This is a genomic window from Microbulbifer sp. TYP-18 (genome assembly GCF_040932045.1).
In the GTDB taxonomy this organism is placed as follows: Bacteria; Pseudomonadota; Gammaproteobacteria; order Pseudomonadales; family Cellvibrionaceae; genus Microbulbifer.
Genome location: NZ_JBFRBC010000009.1, coordinates 73908 through 90887, shown reverse-complemented (window position 1 = coordinate 90887; position 16980 = coordinate 73908). Strand labels below are relative to the sequence as shown.

General features: G+C 62.5%; 18 protein-coding genes. 4 read left to right on the top strand and 14 right to left on the bottom strand.

Annotation, left to right across the window (positions count from 1 at the left end):
• Window position 1: 1 nt before the first annotated feature.
• From ABVT36_RS09835 to ABVT36_RS09810, 6 genes are read right to left on the bottom strand one after another with little or no spacing between them, the layout of a single operon-like run.
• Entirely contained in the window at window positions 2-610 is a 609-nt protein-coding gene (locus tag ABVT36_RS09835; RefSeq protein ID WP_368456416.1) for a DUF1190 domain-containing protein, read from the bottom strand.
• Window positions 611-623: 13 nt separating this feature from the next.
• On the bottom strand, window positions 624-1040 hold the full coding sequence (locus ABVT36_RS09830) for a DUF350 domain-containing protein (RefSeq protein WP_367150541.1): 417 nt from the start codon (window positions 1038-1040) through the stop codon (window positions 624-626).
• A 15-nt stretch (window positions 1041-1055) separates the two neighbouring features.
• Window positions 1056-1709 carry a YjfK family protein gene (locus ABVT36_RS09825; RefSeq protein WP_368456415.1) on the bottom strand — a complete coding sequence of 218 codons (654 nt, stop codon included), beginning with the start codon at window positions 1707-1709 and terminating at the stop codon, window positions 1056-1058.
• A complete protein-coding gene (locus tag ABVT36_RS09820; protein ID WP_368456414.1) occupies window positions 1694-2767 on the bottom strand; it encodes a potassium channel family protein in 1074 nt (357 codons plus the stop codon). The genes ABVT36_RS09825 and ABVT36_RS09820 overlap by 16 nt, the downstream gene beginning before the upstream one ends.
• A 1-nt stretch (window position 2768) precedes the next feature.
• Window positions 2769-3464 carry a PspA/IM30 family protein gene (locus tag ABVT36_RS09815; RefSeq protein WP_367150544.1) on the bottom strand — a complete coding sequence of 232 codons (696 nt, stop codon included), beginning with the start codon at window positions 3462-3464 and terminating at the stop codon, window positions 2769-2771.
• Window positions 3461-3865 (bottom strand): DUF2170 family protein, encoded by a 405-nt coding sequence (locus tag ABVT36_RS09810; RefSeq protein ID WP_367150545.1) that lies wholly within the window; start codon window positions 3863-3865, stop codon window positions 3461-3463. Before ABVT36_RS09810 ends, ABVT36_RS09815 begins: the two co-directional genes overlap by 4 nt.
• Window positions 3866-4014: 149 nt before the next feature.
• On the opposite strand from ABVT36_RS09810, the gene ABVT36_RS09805 reads away from it, so the two are divergent.
• Window positions 4015-4329: a DUF6471 domain-containing protein gene (locus tag ABVT36_RS09805; protein WP_367150546.1), complete on the top strand. Its 315-nt coding sequence runs from the start codon at window positions 4015-4017 to the stop codon at window positions 4327-4329.
• 53 nt (window positions 4330-4382) lie between these two features.
• Here the strand turns inward: ABVT36_RS09805 and ABVT36_RS09800 are convergent, their stop codons facing one another.
• The 8 genes from ABVT36_RS09800 to ABVT36_RS09765 all read right to left on the bottom strand — a co-directional run bounded on the left by ABVT36_RS09800 (window position 4383) and on the right by ABVT36_RS09765 (window position 13169).
• Window positions 4383-5297 carry a hypothetical protein gene (locus tag ABVT36_RS09800; RefSeq protein WP_368456413.1) on the bottom strand — a complete coding sequence of 305 codons (915 nt, stop codon included), beginning with the start codon at window positions 5295-5297 and terminating at the stop codon, window positions 4383-4385.
• Window positions 5298-5379: 82 nt separating this feature from the next.
• Window positions 5380-6567: an esterase/lipase family protein gene (locus tag ABVT36_RS09795; protein WP_368456412.1), complete on the bottom strand. Its 1188-nt coding sequence runs from the start codon at window positions 6565-6567 to the stop codon at window positions 5380-5382.
• A complete protein-coding gene (locus ABVT36_RS09790) occupies window positions 6564-8903 on the bottom strand; it encodes a S8 family serine peptidase (RefSeq protein WP_368456411.1) in 2340 nt (779 codons plus the stop codon). The genes ABVT36_RS09795 and ABVT36_RS09790 overlap by 4 nt, the downstream gene beginning before the upstream one ends.
• A 12-nt stretch (window positions 8904-8915) precedes the next feature.
• Window positions 8916-9569, bottom strand: a complete 654-nt coding sequence (locus ABVT36_RS09785) for a hypothetical protein (RefSeq protein WP_368456409.1) — start codon at window positions 9567-9569, stop codon at window positions 8916-8918.
• An 88-nt stretch (window positions 9570-9657) separates the two neighbouring features.
• Window positions 9658-10266, bottom strand: a complete 609-nt coding sequence (locus ABVT36_RS09780; protein WP_368456408.1) for a hypothetical protein — start codon at window positions 10264-10266, stop codon at window positions 9658-9660.
• Between the two features lie 105 nt (window positions 10267-10371).
• Window positions 10372-10887 (bottom strand): hypothetical protein, encoded by a 516-nt coding sequence (locus ABVT36_RS09775; protein ID WP_368456407.1) that lies wholly within the window; start codon window positions 10885-10887, stop codon window positions 10372-10374.
• Window positions 10888-10915: 28 nt separating this feature from the next.
• Window positions 10916-11770 carry a hypothetical protein gene (locus ABVT36_RS09770; RefSeq protein WP_368456406.1) on the bottom strand — a complete coding sequence of 285 codons (855 nt, stop codon included), beginning with the start codon at window positions 11768-11770 and terminating at the stop codon, window positions 10916-10918.
• Between the two features lie 625 nt (window positions 11771-12395).
• Window positions 12396-13169 (bottom strand): BTAD domain-containing putative transcriptional regulator, encoded by a 774-nt coding sequence (locus ABVT36_RS09765; RefSeq protein ID WP_368456405.1) that lies wholly within the window; start codon window positions 13167-13169, stop codon window positions 12396-12398.
• Between the two features lie 364 nt (window positions 13170-13533).
• Between ABVT36_RS09765 and ABVT36_RS09760 the strand changes: the two genes are divergently transcribed.
• Genes ABVT36_RS09760 through hisC form a run of 3 tightly spaced genes read left to right on the top strand, consistent with a single transcriptional unit; the run spans window position 13534 to window position 16972 of the window.
• Window positions 13534-14817: a S1C family serine protease gene (locus ABVT36_RS09760; RefSeq protein WP_368456404.1), complete on the top strand. Its 1284-nt coding sequence runs from the start codon at window positions 13534-13536 to the stop codon at window positions 14815-14817.
• On the top strand, window positions 14808-15887 hold the full coding sequence (locus ABVT36_RS09755; protein WP_368456403.1) for an FHA domain-containing protein: 1080 nt from the start codon (window positions 14808-14810) through the stop codon (window positions 15885-15887). The genes ABVT36_RS09760 and ABVT36_RS09755 overlap by 10 nt, the downstream gene beginning before the upstream one ends.
• Window positions 15884-16972 (top strand): histidinol-phosphate transaminase, encoded by a 1089-nt coding sequence (gene hisC, locus ABVT36_RS09750; RefSeq protein WP_368456402.1) that lies wholly within the window; start codon window positions 15884-15886, stop codon window positions 16970-16972. Before ABVT36_RS09755 ends, hisC begins: the two co-directional genes overlap by 4 nt.
• Window positions 16973-16980 lie beyond the last annotated feature (8 nt).

Here is a 16980-nt window from a genome sequence, read left to right as displayed (position 1 = left end):
CTCAGCCGCCCCAGCCACCGGAACGGCCACCGGAGCGACCGCCACCCCAGTTGGACTTGGCGGAGGCCACGGCGCCAAAGCCGCCGCGGGAAACGGTCCTGGTGACCTTGGGTTTGGGCTGGGTTGCACTCTTGTCGACGGTATAGCTGGTTTTGCCATAGCGGCCGATCACCTGGCCGTCGGCGGTCATCAGCCGGTCCCGGTAGCGGGAGCCGGAGTAGCGATAAACCGGGTTGTAATAGCCGGAATAGTGGCGTCTGTCGCTGTCCAGCAGCGAGGCCACCATAAAGCCGGTCATCAGGGGCATCCAGACACCGCTGCCAGTTTCCCTGCAGTTGCCAAACTCGGCTTCACACTGGGACAAATTGGCGTACTTGGGCCCGGTGCGTTCGGCCTCCGCCAGGGCGCGCTGGTAGGCGGCCTCACACTTGGCCTGATCCAGGCTGGTGTTGTCCACACAGTCCTGCACCGAGGAGACCACCTTTACCTCTTCGTCCGCAGAGCAGCCCATCAGTGCGGCGGCCACGCCGATCACCAGGGGGCGCAACACAAAATTTGCCCCCCTGTCCTTGCGCATCCTGGCCAGGTCGATATATCCGGTACGTTTCATGGCCACTCTCCGGTTAGTAACTCATACAGGCGGCGTTGAGCACACCGACGGAAATGGTGGTGGCGGCCAGCATGACACCCGCGCTCAGCTCGCCGTCCTCGATTCGCTCGACGATGCGCGGCATAAAGACGAAGCGGATGATGGCGAAGGCGAGCAGCTGCGCCACCAGCGCCACCAGCGCCCAGGTGGCGAAGTCGACCAGGGAAACCGAATTGCTGGCGGCGCCGGCGACGGCGATGGCAAAACCCAGCACGGCCCCGCCAAACCCGATGGCGGCCGCCACATTCCTGTCCTCGCGGATCAGTTTCCACTCGTCGTGGGGCGTCACCAGTGCGTAGAGAAATTTAAACGCGATCAAAAATACCAGTGACAGGCCAAAATAAGCACCAAAATGCAGGATACCAGTCAGTAAATCATAGGGCTGGTCCATTGGGTTTTCTCCTTGTTATCCGTGAATAGTCAGCTGTGAAGGGGTCAGGGTGATGCCGGTGCTGATCACCAGGCTGCGGCTCAGATATCCGGCCTGCTCCTGCTTCTCTTCGGCGGAGAGAAACAGGGATTCGGTGCGCTGGTCGGACAGGGGCCTTTCGAACAGCATGGTGAACTGGTCCGTAAGCGAATGCTCCCCGTCCCCGTCATAGGTTTTCTCCGCCATGTGCACCGGGTTGTGATAATCGCCGGCGGACGTCCAGACCCGGCCGTAGGTTCTTTCCCGCAGGCTATAGCTGGCGGCGCCTATCTCACGCTGCAACAGCCGGTCCCAGGCCTGCTGGCCGGCGACGTCCAGGGTGTCGTAGAAGTGAAACAGTTTTACGTCCACCACATGCTCGTCAGTTTGGCCGCCTTCCGCCACCACCTGCAGCCAGGCATCGTCGTCGGTATAGAAGCGGTAAACCCAGGTTCCGTCCAGCTCCACCAGGCCGGCGGCGCGGATGATCTGCGTGGGGGAACAGGACTCGATGGTGAGTTCGTCCAGTATCAGGCGAATGGCGAGGGGGTCCAGTTCGAAGCTGGCCCCCAGGCGCAACCCCATGATTTCCGGCGTTTTCACCGCTGCCGTCCGCTTTCCCTTCAGCTTGTCGATCAGTCCGGTAAACATTGACCAACACCTTCCTCTGCCTGGGTTTTTATGTCAAAACACTGTTTTTCATCCAGCCTCTGGGCGGCAATGTAATACAGCATGTCCCCTTTGCCCACCCGCGCGGTCAGCGCAGGGTTTACATCGATCTTCACTTGGTCCGGACGGCGCACGGCGATCAGCGTGGCGGACAGATCCCGTTTGAAACGATCGAACAGGGCGGCAATCGGCAGCGGCTGCTCGCCGCGGTACTCCACACTGTACTGGGTCATGCCGTAAGTGCTGTCCAGCAGCTGCCGGTGCAAACGGGCGGAGCCCGGGTCCAGGGAGGATTTGGCCAGCAACTCCACCGCCACCGAGGGAATACACTCGATATTGGGACAGTGGGCGCGCAGCAATTCGCCCACATTTTCATCCTGGAAATAGGCGGTCTTGTGGCTGCGGGGACTCAGTTTGTCGCAGAACAGGGCGGTGGTCAGGGTGACGTCGTCGAGGGGGTTGTCGATGATAATGCGCGCCGCATCGGCCAGCCCGGCGCGCTGCATCCCCTCTATGTGGGAAAAGGATTCCACCCGCACAAAGTCGATTTTGCCGGGCATGGGGTTTTCGATATCGGCTTCCACGCACAGCACTATCTCCGCTGCGGCGCCGTTGGTTTTGGACCGCAACAGCTCGATCAGGCGCAGGGTTCGCGTGCCATTCCAGCCGATAATAACCGTGTGATTCTTGTGATCTGTCATACGCAAACCTCTCTTTCCCCGCTGCGCAAACTCCGACACCGCGAAGCCCACCTGGGTAATTACCATGGCAAAGAGACTCAGGCCGAGGGGTATCACCCAGGCCACCACCACCAGCTTGCCCGCCGGCGTCACCGGTGAGAGATCGCCGTAACCCACTGTGGAGGCGGTGACCACCAGCCAGTAGATAAAATTGCCGGGAGCGGTCAGGTCGCTTTCCCCCACGGCACTCAGCAACAGGTAACAGCTCGCCACATAGCCGGCCACCGCGAAGATCACGGTACTGGCACTGGCCTTAATAAAAAGCGACGCCAGAAGGCGTCGCACCCGATATAACAGCATCCTAAGCTTTTTCGCGACTTGCCAGCAGCTGCGCCAGCTTGTCGCTGCCGCTTACCTGGCCACCGGGCTGGATACCCGCGGCCTTGAGCCTGGCATCCAGGCTGGAGCCACTCTCTTCCGAGGCCAGCTCCTCCGCCGCCTCCAGTTCTGCGGCGCGCTGCTGCTGCCGGTCCTTGATGCGGTCGAGACTGTCCAGGGCGGTCTTGACCCTGCTGTTGGCCCCCATATGGCGGGAGGACACCGCCACCTGCGCCTTCTGCACCGATTCCGTAGCCTTGATCTGGTCGATCTGCTGCTCCATGCGGCGCACATTGGTCTTGGCCTTGGCAATATTGGCTTTCAGTGAGCGCTCGGAGTTGAGGAAACCCTCCAGCAGGCTTTTTTCCGTTTCCAGCTGGGTCTCCAGTTCGGTGACCCGCTCGGCACACTCCAGGGCCAGGTTGTTGTCGCCCTTCTCGCTGGCGCTGATGGCGTGCGCACTGTAGGTATCGATGTCCGTCTGCAGCGACTTCACTTTGTTCTCGACCAGCTTGCGCTTGGCCATAATCTTGGTCAGATTCTCGTCACAGGCTTTCAATTCGCTTTTCGCCTCGCGCAGTTCCTGGTCCAGGATACGAATGGACTGGCTGTCCGCCACCGCTTCCGCCCCTTCGTTGACGGCACCCTTCAGAGCGGTCCAGATTTTACTCAGGCTCATGCCACACCCTCCATTTCAAAATGATCCGCGTACAAGTCGAGAAAATCCCCCACATTGGAAAACAGGGTCTCTATCTCCTCGATCACCACCTGGTCCCGGCTGGAAACGGACAGAGCACCGAAGGCAACGTAATACTTCTCGCCGCCGATATTCCTGATGGCGATGGCCGTCAGGGGCACCAGCTGGTGCGTCTGCAAGACCATCTCATTGAGTGCCGCCACATCCTCCACCTGATCGACGGCAAACAGGATGCTCTCCACCACTATCTGCTGTTCGCCCACATAGATGAACGCATCGATGCCCTCATCGTTGGAGATACTGAGGCAGTCCCCCTCGGGCTCCACCACCCAGCCAGGATGGTTTTCCGCCAACTGGCGCAGATTGTCATTGTTCCAGGTCATTTAAACTCCCTCACTGTGGAATATTGGTCACAATATATCGCATCGAAAAAATGGCGGTCAATAACTTATTTCAAATTTATGTTGCAAATAATACACATAAAGATAGTATTTTCCCCATTTGCAGCATCAGTCGTAATGGAGTAGCGCCTATGGACCACAAGCAAAGCCTCGACAACCGACAGGCACTGGCTCCATACAAACAGGCCATAGCGCGCTATGTGCGCGCCTCTATGGCCCTGCGGGGTATGCGCTACGGGGATCTGGCCCTGGCCCTGGCCGGGAAAGGAATCGCAATCACGACGGAAAACCTGCGCAGCAAAGTGAGCAAGTGCATGTTTTCGGCGGACCTGCTGGCGGCCATCATCGATACCCTATCGGTGGAGGACAGTGCCATGGCGGAAATCCTCAAACAGGCGCGGGAACTACAGGACCGGGAGCGCAGCCCCGGATCAACGGGAAGTTAGCGCCTGCTCACGCAAGATGCAATGACCACAGTGAACCCCCTCACCGACTGGCCTCAGAGCCCCGGGTGACGGCGCAGCACCCGGGCGAACCAGCCGCCCCGCAGGGCGCGGGGATTACTGCTTTGGGACTCGCGGTGGCAGACGCCGCGGTGGTGGCGGTAACCCGCCGGCAGATAGGCGTCCAGGTGCCCGCCCACCGAGTGGACATAGTTGCGCAGCAGATTGGTCCAGATCTCCAGGATCTTGCTGCGCATTCCCGCCGGCCCCTCCATAGCCATAAATGCCTGGTGGGAATAGCGTTCAAAGGCGGCTGTTTCTATAAAGTGCAGGCCGTTGGGCAGGCGCCCCAGTGTCCAGGAGCGCCGGCCGGCGAGGAAGTGGCGGCGATTGATATCCACCGCTATGCGGCCGAACAGGGTGCCGATACCCGGCGCGCCGACCACACTGCCGCTGTGTGCCGCGGCTTCCAGCAGCTCGTACCACTGCCGCTCCAGGGTGGTGGCGACGAAGTTGTAGCGTTTTTTGTCCATCGCCACCCAGTCGTCGCGCAGGTTGCCGACGAATTCATTCAGGGTGAACTTCACCGTCCGCTTGCCGTTAAAGCGACAGTTGGAAAATTCAGCCCGCGCCAGGTTGCCCGGGGAAAAAACTGCGGGAAACCGCCTGAAGAGGCGGTCGCAGGCGGTGTTGAGATCGAACCCGGCCGGCGGGCGGAAAAATGCGATGTGGGTGTTGATATGATAGGGCCCGACCCCGTCCCGGCCCGGCTGCTGTTCGCGGAAACTACAGCGGTTGATGCCCGGAATCGGCCACAGCACCGTCTCAGCGTCATCCACCTCCTCCAGGATTTCTTCCCCCTGCGGCCACAGCAGGTCTTCGGTTTCCAGGGCGGCGGGCGGAAAGCCCGCGTGGGCCTGCGCCGGCCCTGTGTGGGCTGCGCAATTGGCACAAATACTGGACTCGGACATGGTTGTTTCCTCAATCTGATCGACCCGACCGGCCGGGGCCGGCGGACACCCTATTTGGTGATCGCGCCACATCCCCGACAGGTCAAAACCCGATGGCCCGGCTGACCTCGGGGGCAGCCGCCGGCCGGCACAGCGCGGCCAGGTAGTGTTGAATACGGGCGATGGCAACGGGGCTATTGGCCAGGCCGCCGTGATCCACACTGCGCAGATCCTCGCGCACCAGGGACGAAGTGCGGCTGGCGGCGGCACTGCCGGAGAACACCGGCACTGTGCCGTCACCGCGGTTGGCGACTGCCGAACCATGCCGGCGCAAATTGCCGCTGCGATCGATGCGAAAATGGGTTTCGGTGGGCAGCTGGCTGGAATACAAAACCACCGACTGGGCCGGCACATAGCTGCCCAGCCCCCGGTCCAGACCGTCGCGCATACGCAGCAGGGCCGGGTCCCCGTCGATACCCGTGACACGGTTGCGATACACCCGCGCCGGATCTGCCGCGTTGGTGAGACCGGCCCTGCGATGGTCGAACTGCAGCCAGCCGGGATTGGCGCTACAAAATGCCCGCGTCGGCAGCAGCTCGTAGGCCGAGGGAATACGGCGCGCCAGGCTCGCCAGGGCGCGGCCGGCGAAGGCCCCCACCGCACCCTCGGTGGTTTCGTCCAGCTGGATATCCGACAGCAGTTCACTGCTGTCGGCCTCCACCAGTGACTGGCGCAGCACCCGATAGGCCTTGGAAGCACCGTGCACAGGGCTGCCCAGCAGGATCAGGCGGGCGACCACATCGCTGCCGGGCCGCCCGCCGATGCGGGAGAAACGGCAGAAGAGTCTCGACACCAGCCCACCCATGCTGTGCGCCACCAGCACCACCCGCCGCGCCCCTGTCTCGCGCAAAGCCCGCTCCACCACCAGGCGTAGCCGGCGGGCCGAGTCGATATTGGACTGGCGCCAGTCATAGCCGGCGCAATAGAGTTTTACCCTGCCGCCACAGATGGCGGCAAACCGGGGGCCCGACAATACGGTCACCAGGTTGCCGTAACCCCGGTCCCATACCAGGTTGCCTCCATTGACCACCCCGCGGTGCCGCAGCAGCCGCTCCACCGCCGGTTTCGCCCTGGGGTTGGGCCTGGCCGCATTGCGCATATCCCGCAGTTGCAGCAGGCCGCGGCCATTGTCGAAGGTCCACCCTTCATCCGGGTCCCAGATAGAGCGGCCGGTGCTGTTCACCAGCCTTGTGCCGAGTATGCCCGGCACTATGATCACAGGCGTGGTCATCCCTGTATCTCCTCATGATTAACCCATCCGTCGGCCGCGGATAGGTGGAATATTGCGTCACCCTTGACTCTGGCTCCGGTGGAATAACGCCGCTGCGCCCGGCGCACCCCCGCGCCGGGATAGGGCACCTCCACCAGGTCCAGCAACAGTTCGCCCCTGTCTCCGGCGCTGTGCAGGGATGTGATCAGGCCCGCGTAGTGGATGCCCTCGGCGGGGCGCCGGCGCAACAGCACATCGCCGGCCCGCGGCAGGCCGCTGCGCGGCAGCAGCCGCGGGCGCTGCGCATCCGCGTGGGCTTCACTCTGATCGTCGCTGCGCCGCAGTTGTCGCAGAATCAGTTCGGCTACATCCAGCAGCAGACTCTCTGAATCGATCTGGGGGTGGCGCTCGGGTATCTGTTGCCAGGCGCTGAGCAGCTGCCCATGGTTCCCGGGCACCTGACCCGACCCGGGTGCCGCTTCCAGCAGGTCACTGACTTCCCCCTGCCAGCCCGGGTCCACCGGGGCCTCGGGCGAAGCCTGTTCAGAGCCATCCGCGCGGCGCCGCTGCTCCGCGGCAGCCACCGCCGCCGCTACATCGAGCCGGCCAAAACCGAGGCGGTGGATTTCCGCCGGGCCAGTCAGTTGATCGTCCTCCGGCCTCGCCAGAGAGGCAAACAACAGGGCGCGGGTCTCGGTGATCGGGAGGGGTCGCGCGGCAGCCTCGAACATCAGGGCGATAGTGCCCGCCACATGGGGCGCTGCCATACTGGTGCCGCTCTTGCGGGTGTTGCGCAGGCCTGGCGCCTCCCCCGGCGGAGTCGATTGCGCAGCCAGAATACCCACGCCAGGAGCGGTGACCTCCGGCTTGGGGCGTCCGTCGCGGGTGGGCCCGGCGCTGGAAAAATGGCCCATGGGGTGGGATTCCCGGTGGGCATCGAAGGCCCCCACGGTAATGGAGTAGAGCCCGTTGCACAGTGTGCCGGTGGTGTGGGTACCGGTGCGGTCGTCGGCGAGAAAACGCGGTCGCGGACCCTTTTCCCGCTCTATCCAGGCGTGGAAGCGCCCGTCGGTCACGGCGTCGCCCACCAGCCGGATCTTCCAGTGGCCCCCGGGAGCGAAGCGATGGATAAACAAATCGATATGCCGGTCGCCATTGGCCCGGGATCGTGCCCGGTGGTAGACGCGCCCGACGCGGCTGCCCTCCAGCTCCAGAGAGGCCTCCCGGCCCGGCACCACCCGCGCCAGCAACCTGTCCCCGGGGGCATAGATTTCGGCGCTGAAACTGTCACCCGCGGCGTAGTAAATCTCCACCTCGCTGTTGGAGTGGTCGTGGTGCGGCACCTGAAAGTCCAGCCAGTGTTCTCCGTCCTGGTTCAGGCGCGCGGAGGCGTGTGCCCGCGCGGCGAAGTAGTTGCCCGCACTGTTGACGATGGCCCGGCCATCCCTCATCCACACGGCCCGGTCGATACCCCGCTCCACCAGGGTGCTGCCGTCGTGGGGCCCACCGTGGGCACCGACACTCATGTTGATCACAAAGGGGCGATCCCCGGCCAGCGTCTGAACGAAGTCGATGGCCTCCAGCAGCGAGGCGGAATCACCCAGGTTTTGTGTGCCCAGTACGTCCGCTGTGCGCGATAAATGCACGAATACCAGCTCCGCCTCCGGCGCCACCCCGCTGGGTCCGCCGCCGCGGCCGTTGCCGGCGGCGATATCGAGCACATGGGTACCGTGGCTGCCGCGCCAGCGCCCACCGCCACCGCGGGAGTCGGCATCGCCGGGGTGATAGTCCAGCTGTGCGAAGGGGTCTTCGCCGTTCAGGGCCTCGTCGATGGCCTGGCGGGAGAAAATACGTCCGTAGCCCCAGCGGTTTGCCGGCGCCCCGGGGCTGGCTGAAGCACTGGCGGCGGGGCGGTGACGCTGATCCCACAGGGCGAGCAGGCGCGTTTGCCCCGACTCGTTGCGAAACGCCGGGGAAGTAAAATCCACCCCCCAGTCCAGTACACCGACAACCACCCCCCGGCCGCCGTAAGCCAGTCCTTCGGGGCGGCGCAGATCTCCGCCGCCGGCTGGCTCCTGCGTGTCCTCTTGCGGCCAGTCCGGGGGCCGCTGCTCGGTCACCGGGCGGGATATCTCGGCCCAGCTCACCTCCGGCAGGGCCAGCAGGGCTTCGAGCCCTTCCCGCTTCACCCGCAGAGTGGCGATGTCGCCAAAGCGGCTGACGATACGGGCGCGACCGAGAAACCCGGCCGGCAGCTCCCAGTTCTCCGCCAGTTGCGCCACCAACGCCAGCTCGCCTTCACCGCTGTCGGCGATGGCTTCGGCAAGCGCTGGGTCCCGGTCGGCGGTCCCTGTCATGGGTTCGCTCACCTACTTTGCCTTAGCCTTTTCAGCCTTGGCACATTCCTCCCGCAGCTTCTGCAGCGCCGTTTCCAGTTGTTCGACGCGGCTCTCGAGCTCGGCGTCGCTGTCCGGGGCCTCCGGCACCAGATTGATCAGGCGCTCCCGCACTCCTTCCCGCGGTGCCTTGCGCAACAACTGAAAGTCGATGGCCGCTACCCAGTTGAGGGCCGCGGAGTACATCTGGCTGTCCAGCTTGTCCTTACCCTCGCCGCGAATCCGCGCCATGGCCACGCCCACCAGCCGCGCATCTGCGTCCACCGCCCGCGCCGCGACCCTCACCACTTCGCCCGGCACCGGCAGGTCGGCGAGTTCAGTCTCCGCCGTTGCGATGGCGCTGGAAAGTTGTTTCAGTTTTTCCAGTGCCGCGCCCTCCAGGGTGGCGCCGACAACATCTTCCGGACTCTCTTCCGCCTGCTGGGAAATCTCCAGCGCCTTGGCCGGATTCAGTACGCTGACGGCGGCCGCTATAGCGCGCAAAGTCCGCGACTGCAGGCGGCTCGGCTCGACGAGCCCCAGCTTCGATCGGGACAACCCCAGTGGCAGACGCAACCTGGCCCCGCGATGGGCGGCCTCGCACCCATTTGTGTCCGAATCCACATTCAGTGGAATATTGATTTTCATAACCGAATTTCCCTGTTGAAAAGTGCACGGCCATTCACCCGGCCAGCAACAACCGGGTGCGCCGTTCCCACACCGTTAGGCCGGGTTTTTAGCTGCCTTTTACCAGCCCACCGAGCAATTGCCGGTTGTTCAGCAACAGCGCTATGCCACCCATCAGCGCCGGATTGCCAAGGGCGCCGCTCAAGTCGCCGAACATGCCGGACTTGACCGCACCCTGGAACAGCTGCACCAGATCGATATCCAGGCCGTTGTCGGCGGCGGAGATACTGCGGGCAATCTCCAGTGCTCCGTCGAGCTTTTGCTGCCGCTGTAACTGCCCCAACCGCTTGTTTTGAACCCGGTTGACTCTGGCATTGGCAAGGGAGCGCTTGCGGTTTTGCAGCGAGCGTCTCCGGTTCTGATAGATCAGTTTGTCCTGGTGGCGGTTCTTGCGCTTGAGGGCGACAAGGTCCCGCTTGACGCGCGGATCCGTGCGGTAGCCTTTCTTGCGCGAGCGACGACGACGGCGGCGACGGCGACGCTCGGAAAAATCGTCGTCTTCATCGTCGTCGAAATCCTCGTCATCATCTTCCATCAATGCCTCGAAGATATCGTCCAGCTCTTCCTCCTCATCCATCTCGTAGTCGAATGATTCCGGATACAGATCCGATACTTCGGCGTCCGCCTCCAGCGCGCTGTCAAGCAGTTCCTGATTCATAATGTTTCCTCTAAAAAATTGGGGAGCCATGACGCAGCAAGCTCCGGATTCCAAGGGCAAAAGCCTGTTGCCAACCAGGGCCAGTTCGCATTAACTGAGTTGGCCCTAGCGCCCGGCGTGAGCGAGGCGCAGCTGCCTCGCCTTGTTGGCACCCACCCGCTTTACAGCCGGCGCCACCAATTCCCGAAACAGCCGCCGGTCCGGCTGGTAACAACCCGCCTCGCCGTGGCCGTCGCAAAATTCACAGTCTGGATCGGCACCCCAACAGTCCGCACAGGCACCCAGGGCGGCGGCGAGGTTGTCGTTGACGTTGCGCAAATCCGCCAGTTCCCGCTGCAGGTCCTCGTCGTCGGGCGGGGACTCGATCAAATAGCCGGGCTCCTCGTCTTCCTCTGCGTTCGCCAGAATCTCCAGCCAGCTGTCCGCCAACCGCCGGTTGCCCGGAGACAGGTTGAGCAGGCCGAGCAGCTTGTCGATCACACCCCTGCCCTGGGGCGTAGCGACTATGTCCGACAGTGCCTGGCGGCGGTTCTGATCCAGCAGCCTGATCAGGGCGGCCATATCTATTGGGGCCGGCTGCGGGTCCGCGGCAGTGGGGTCTGGTGCGGTTGAATACTGCATAGTGTCTGTTGCTCCTGTCATTGCGCGGTTAATGGCCGGTCTCGGCCGCCTGCCTCTGTGCCGCCTGGTAGACTTCCCGAATCAACAATTGCGTCCTCTGTGCCGGATCGGCGAGATCGCAGCGCGGCTCTCCAGTGTCATCCAGGAAAAAGGACTGGTCGGCGGCGGGCAGATCGCCAGCCGCCACCTCGCCGGCCAGCTCGGCAATAGCGCTGGCGAACGCAATCGCGGGTACCCGGCTGGCGCCCAGCGAAACGTGATTGCGCCCCATCAACAAGCCCAGCAGGGACAGCTGGGTTTCCGGGCGCGACAGCAGAAGCAGCAGTTGTTGCAGCGCTTGCTGCGCTCCCGCTGGCTGGGCCGCTGCGGTGGGCGGCGCGGGCGCGGCACCAAAAGGGCCGGGACCGCCCAGCAACTGTGGGGACATCTGCCCCGCGGGCGGGCTGTGGGGTGTCCGGGCCTGCGGCGCCGGCGCATGCCGGGGTACTTGTTGTATCGGCGGCGCTAGTGTCCGGGGTACCTGTGTCGGGGGCGCCTGTGTCGGGGCCTGGCGAGCCGCCCCACCCCTGGGGGTGGTCAGGGCGCCGGCCGCTCCACCGAGAACCGCACCCGCCACAATGCCGGGAACGCCGCCAACAGCGCCGGCCAATCCACCCTGAACGGCACCGGACAATGCGCGCACAGCGTAGGGCGCGGCCTGGCGGCCAAACCGCTGCAGGTTGCGCATAAAGTCCTCCACGTCCTCCGGCGCTGCGCCCGGGAACAGCTCGGCCAGCTGCTGCTCCAGCTCGCGGTCAGTGACAATCTTTCTGTCCCGCCCCATGGCGCGCCGGGTGGCCGGATAATCCGTCTCCATCCAGCGCCATTGCCCTGCAGTCGACATGGCCATGCTCCCTACCAAGTAATTGCGGGACAATTTACTCCCGGCGCAACACAGTGAAGTCGCAATGCAGTTTCGGCACCGCTGCAGTTTCGCCCCGCTGACGTCACAAATATGTCCCGGTCTTTCGCCGGCCGGCCCTGAGTGGGACACTCCCGGGGAACGGGAAAATAGGGGGGAGAAAGAGGGGCTGTGGAGTGAGGGGAAATTAGCCCGGCGCTAACCCTTGAAAAACAATTGACTGCAGATAAATGGGCAGACTTTCAAGGGCGGCGACCCAATCGCCGGGGGATCGTCTAGCAGGCTGTTGAAATTCGAAGAATTTCGATGCCTACTACCGGAATATGGATGTTCCGGCAAAATCGGCGACGCCTAAGTCGTTGATTTTGGGAGAAAAGTGAAAATCACATTTTTCGCTTTTCGTGTGTTGAAAAAGGCAGGATGCCTTTTTCAACAACCTGCTAGTGAACTGCCGGGTTAATAACAGGCTGCTGTCGCGAACAGGGATATTCAGGCCGTACATCAAGCCTGTCACCGCTTGATTTGTCCTGGAGGCTTTGCGGATATGCGCCGCAAACATGGGCAGGAAAAGGCAAGGAAGGCTTTTTCAGCAAACGGTTAAAAAGCCCTAGCCAACTGAGCGGGCATCACTGCGCAAAATTTCCCGGTACAGGTCTTCAATCACCGGGACCGGGGTGAGGCCCAGCTCCTGGTTGAGCCTTCTGCGGCACTCGGTGTACTGCCGGATAGCCCGGGAGCGCATATTGCAGCGCAAATAACACAGCATCACTTCGTAGTGTATGTGTTCGTCCAGCTCATCCAGTTCCAGTATCGCCCGGGCATAGTCGAGCGCGCTGCGCCAGCGCCCATCCCGCTTGTGCCACTGGTACAGGGACTCCATGCAGTTGCGGTATCTCTGCCTTAGCTGCTCCCGGATTCCCTCGGCCCAGGGGACGTAGACATAGGGCAGAAAATCCCTGTTGCAGTGGTGCAACAGCCAGCCCTGCTCCGGTTCGTCCGGCAGCGGCTGGCCGTCGCGGAGTCTCCGGTCCATCTCCAGCAGCGGATGCATGTCCAGGCGTACCGGAACTTCCTCGGTCAGGCCGAACTCGTTTTTGCCGTTCACTGTATATGGGGACAGGTCGAACAGGTGTTTATCGAAGTACTGCTTTACCCGCCAGATTTCGGTCCTCAGACGCCGCCGGGTCAGGCTCGGCTGGATCTGTGGCCAGAATAGCGACGCCAGACGCTCGCGCGGGAAGACAACCCCCCGGTTGTACACCAGGTAGACCAACAGCTGGAAAGATCTGCGGGTGGTAAATGGCGGCAATTCGCGCAGGCGGTAAATCACCCCCCCGCTGCCCTGGGTACTGATCAGCGCGACGTGCGCATCGCTTTTCAATGCGGAATCTCCACTGCTAAATGGCGCATCGGGCCGGCAACTCCGCCAGTGCCCTGACTGATACGCAAAGCCCACCGCCAGCCTGCGGCGGGATCAATGACAGTTGTCGTTTATAATTCTTGCTTTAAAGGCCGGCCACCTTAGCGCCTTCGCCACCCAGCGTCGATTACAGGCCGGCACAGCCTATTACACCCGGTCACAGGGACAGGCACAGGCCCTGTAAATACGCGCCTTCCAGGGTCTGTTCGGCCATTCTGGAACTCCGGTCACGGAAATCCTGCCGGCCCGCGGGGCGCCGGGATTGTTGCACTATGCTTTATCCCGTAACATGCCCGACCCTGTGCCCAGAGTTTGATCACATACGATGCCGACCATTTGCGCGCGCCTGCTAGCCCTGCTGTTCTGCTGTACTTCCGGTCTCGCCGCGGCGCAGAGCTACGAAAACCTCTACAGCAAATACCGCGGCAGCCTGTATCAGGTCCGCCTGATCGAAAAAGCCTCCAATTCCAAGGCCGGCCTGGGCTCCGGCTTCCAGATTTCCCCCGACGGTCTCATCGCCACCAATTACCATGTGGTCGCGGGAACCGTGAACGACCCGGAAAAGTACCGGCTGGAATACCTCAGCACCGACGGCACCCTGGGCGCCCTGACGCTGCTGGACATAGATGTGGTCAACGACCTGGCCCTGCTGCGTATGGACAAGCCGGGTGCCAAGCACCTGGGCCTGGCGCAGAAAACCCCACAAAAGGGCGAGACCATTTTCGCCCTTGGCAACCCGCTGGACCTGGGGATGACTCTGATTCCCGGCACCTACAACGGCATCGCCGGTGGCAGCTTTTACGACCGTATTCATTTCTCCGGGTCCATCAATCCCGGCATGAGCGGCGGTCCGGCGATCAATTCCGGGGGCCAGGTAGTGGGTATCAACGTGGCCACCGCGGGCAATCAGCTGAGTTTCCTGGTACCGGTGGAAAAGCTGGCCAGACTGGCGAAACACTACGGCCGGGAAGGTAATGAACTGGACCTGCACACCGTCACCCGTCAGCAGTTGCTGAAAAACCAGCAGGACATCATCGACCGGATTCTGGGCGCCAAATGGCAGTTGCTGCCCCTGGGTGACGCCATGGTGGTGGGCGAGATAGTCCCGCCCATCCACTGCTGGGGCAACACCCAGGAAGATGACGAACGCACCATCAAGCGCATCGACAAAGGCTGCACCGGCAAGGATGTGATTTTCCTCTCTGAGGACTTCAACACCGGCCGGGTGGAATACGAGTTTTTCTGGCTGCAGGCAGATGACCTGAACCCGGCGCGCTTCTATGCGGATTACGAGCAGCAGATGAGCAGTTTCGCACCGGGCAACGATGCGGGCGAGGAGGATGTGACCAATTTTAACTGTCGCCAGCTATTCACCTCCCAGCCCCGCGGTGAGAACGGCGATAGCGATGCCGATCCTATTATCGCCCGCACCAGCTACTGTGTGCGCCGCTACAAGCAGTTCCCGGATTTGTTCGACGTCTTCTACCTGAGCCTCAGTGTCGACCAGAAAGACCGCGCGCTGGTCAGTCACTTTACCCTGTCCGGCTTTACCCAGGAGTCCGCCGCAGCGTTTAGTGAGAAATTTACGAGCGAAATCCAATGGCACTGATCATCGAAGAATTGAACCGCGCCAACCGGGTGCGGGCCCGTTATCGCATGGAGGGGGATCGTTTCACCCTCGGCCGCGGCTACCAGAACGATGCCATTATCGAGGACCTGCACGCGGATACCGCCCACGCGGAAATTCTACGCGATGAAAACGGCCGCTATCACCTGCGGGACCTGGATAGCGTCAACGGTATACAGCTGCTGCGCAACAGCCGCGGCCGCCCGGTCAGCTATCACCAGATAGAAAACGAGCGGGTGATCGAGTCCGGCGACGAGATTCAAGTGGGCAAGACCCATCTGCGCCTGATCGACAGCAACACCCCCTTGCCGCCGGCGGTGCCGGTGCACTCGCTGGAAAATATTCTGCACCAGCTGTCCAACCCCATGGTTGCCATCGCCCTTCTGCTGGCGATGGGCGGCTCCGCCCTGCTGTTGAGCTACCTGGGATACGCGCGCGCCTACGAGTGGACCCTGGCCCTCAACCTGGTGGCCGGCACCCTGCTGGGCATTCTGTTGTACGCTGCCGCCTGGGCATTTATCGGTCGCGTGGTGCGCCACGATTCCCAGTTCTTTACCCACCTCACCATCGCCGCGCTGGGCGCACTCCTCTACACCCTGTGGGAGTGGTTCGGCAGCCTGCTGGATTACAACTACGCATTGGGCAGGCTGGCGCTGCCACTGCTGAATTTTGCCGTACTGGCGGTATTGCTGCCCACGATGCTGTGGTGCGCCTGCTACCTGGCCACCAATATATCGCCCCGCTGGCGCCTGGGTGTGGCCCTGGTACTGCCGCTGGGATTTCTCGGCCTGGGCCTGTCCGAGCAGATCACCAGCCTGAGCAAGTTCCACCGTGTGCCGCAGATCTCCACCGAAATCAAATATAAATCGCTGCTCTGGCGCAAGCCGGAACCGCTGCAGCCGTTTATCGCCGGGACCCGGACACTGTTCGATATCCCCGTTGAAGAGCGGGAGCAGGAGCCGCCTTCCGATCAAAGTGACGAGGCGGAAGCTGGGACAGGCGACAGCGCCCGCCGGGCAGCGCCAAACCACGTCGCCGGGGCGGCACCATGAGCAGCCCTTTCTGGAGCCCCGCACTGGCGCAACTGGAGCCCTATGTCCCCGGGGAACAACCGCGTGCCCAGCGGCTGATCAAACTCAACACCAATGAAAATCCCTATCCGCCATCGCCGCAGGCGCTGGCGGCACTGAGTGATCCGGCACTGCACCGGGCGCTGCGCCGCTACCCGGATCCGGAGTCGAGCGAATTGTGCAGCGTCATCGCCGCGCAGCACAATGTAGCAACGAACCAGGTGTTCGTCGGCAACGGTTCCGACGAGGTGCTGGCACACACTTTCTACAGTTTTTTTCGCCGCGACCAGCCACTGCTGTTCCCGGATATTACCTACAGCTTCTACCCGGTTTACTGCCAGCTCTACGACATCGATTTTCGCACCCCGGCATTGGGGGCGGATTTCTCCATCTCAGTACAGGATTACGCCGGCGAAGCGGCGGGTGTAATACTGCCAAATCCCAATGCTCCCACCGGTCGCCAACTGCCACTGGAAGACATAGAGCAACTGCTGCGGCTGCAGCCGGAAAGGGTGGTGGCGGTCGATGAAGCCTACATCGATTTCGGTGGTGACAGCGCCGTGTGCCTAGTCGACCGCCATCCCAACCTGCTGGTGATCCGCACCCTGTCCAAATCCCACGCCCTGGCGGGATTGCGGCTGGGCTATGCTGTGGGGCAGGCGCACCTGATCGAGGGGCTGCAGAGAACCAAGAACAGTTTCAACTCCTATCCGGTGGACGGTGTGGCCCAGCGGGTCGGCGCCGCGGCCATCGCGGACCACCGCTGGCTGGAGGAGAATTGCGCAAAAGTGATCGCCACCCGGGACAGTGTCACCGAAGCCCTGACCGCCCTGGATTTCGAGGTGGTGCCCTCTAAAGCGAATTTTGTCCTGGCGCGACCGGGTACCATGGAGGCCGGGCAGCTGTACACCGAATTGCGCCGGCGCGGTATTCTGGTTCGGCACTTCAATCGGGCGCGAATCAACCAGTACCTGCGCATCTCCATCGGCACAGACACTGAGATGGCGCAGCTGCTGGAGGCGTGCAGGGAAATTATCGCCACACACCAGAATTCAACGGTGCGCTGAAACCGGCG

Coding starts and splice junctions, on each gene's coding strand:
- ABVT36_RS09835 (WP_368456416.1), bottom strand. CDS start 610: ATGAAACGTACCGGATATATCGACCTGGCCAGGATGCGCAAGGACAGG.
- ABVT36_RS09830 (WP_367150541.1), bottom strand. CDS start 1,040: ATGGACCAGCCCTATGATTTACTGACTGGTATCCTGCATTTTGGTGCT.
- ABVT36_RS09825 (WP_368456415.1), bottom strand. CDS start 1,709: ATGTTTACCGGACTGATCGACAAGCTGAAGGGAAAGCGGACGGCAGCG.
- ABVT36_RS09820 (WP_368456414.1), bottom strand. CDS start 2,767: ATGCTGTTATATCGGGTGCGACGCCTTCTGGCGTCGCTTTTTATTAAG.
- ABVT36_RS09815 (WP_367150544.1), bottom strand. CDS start 3,464: ATGAGCCTGAGTAAAATCTGGACCGCTCTGAAGGGTGCCGTCAACGAA.
- ABVT36_RS09810 (WP_367150545.1), bottom strand. CDS start 3,865: ATGACCTGGAACAATGACAATCTGCGCCAGTTGGCGGAAAACCATCCT.
- ABVT36_RS09805 (WP_367150546.1), top strand. CDS start 4,015: ATGGACCACAAGCAAAGCCTCGACAACCGACAGGCACTGGCTCCATAC.
- ABVT36_RS09800 (WP_368456413.1), bottom strand. CDS start 5,297: ATGTCCGAGTCCAGTATTTGTGCCAATTGCGCAGCCCACACAGGGCCG.
- ABVT36_RS09795 (WP_368456412.1), bottom strand. CDS start 6,567: ATGACCACGCCTGTGATCATAGTGCCGGGCATACTCGGCACAAGGCTG.
- ABVT36_RS09790 (WP_368456411.1), bottom strand. CDS start 8,903: ATGACAGGGACCGCCGACCGGGACCCAGCGCTTGCCGAAGCCATCGCC.
- ABVT36_RS09785 (WP_368456409.1), bottom strand. CDS start 9,569: ATGAAAATCAATATTCCACTGAATGTGGATTCGGACACAAATGGGTGC.
- ABVT36_RS09780 (WP_368456408.1), bottom strand. CDS start 10,266: ATGAATCAGGAACTGCTTGACAGCGCGCTGGAGGCGGACGCCGAAGTA.
- ABVT36_RS09775 (WP_368456407.1), bottom strand. CDS start 10,887: ATGCAGTATTCAACCGCACCAGACCCCACTGCCGCGGACCCGCAGCCG.
- ABVT36_RS09770 (WP_368456406.1), bottom strand. CDS start 11,770: ATGTCGACTGCAGGGCAATGGCGCTGGATGGAGACGGATTATCCGGCC.
- ABVT36_RS09760 (WP_368456404.1), top strand. CDS start 13,534: ATGCCGACCATTTGCGCGCGCCTGCTAGCCCTGCTGTTCTGCTGTACT.
- ABVT36_RS09755 (WP_368456403.1), top strand. CDS start 14,808: ATGGCACTGATCATCGAAGAATTGAACCGCGCCAACCGGGTGCGGGCC.
- hisC (WP_368456402.1), top strand. CDS start 15,884: ATGAGCAGCCCTTTCTGGAGCCCCGCACTGGCGCAACTGGAGCCCTAT.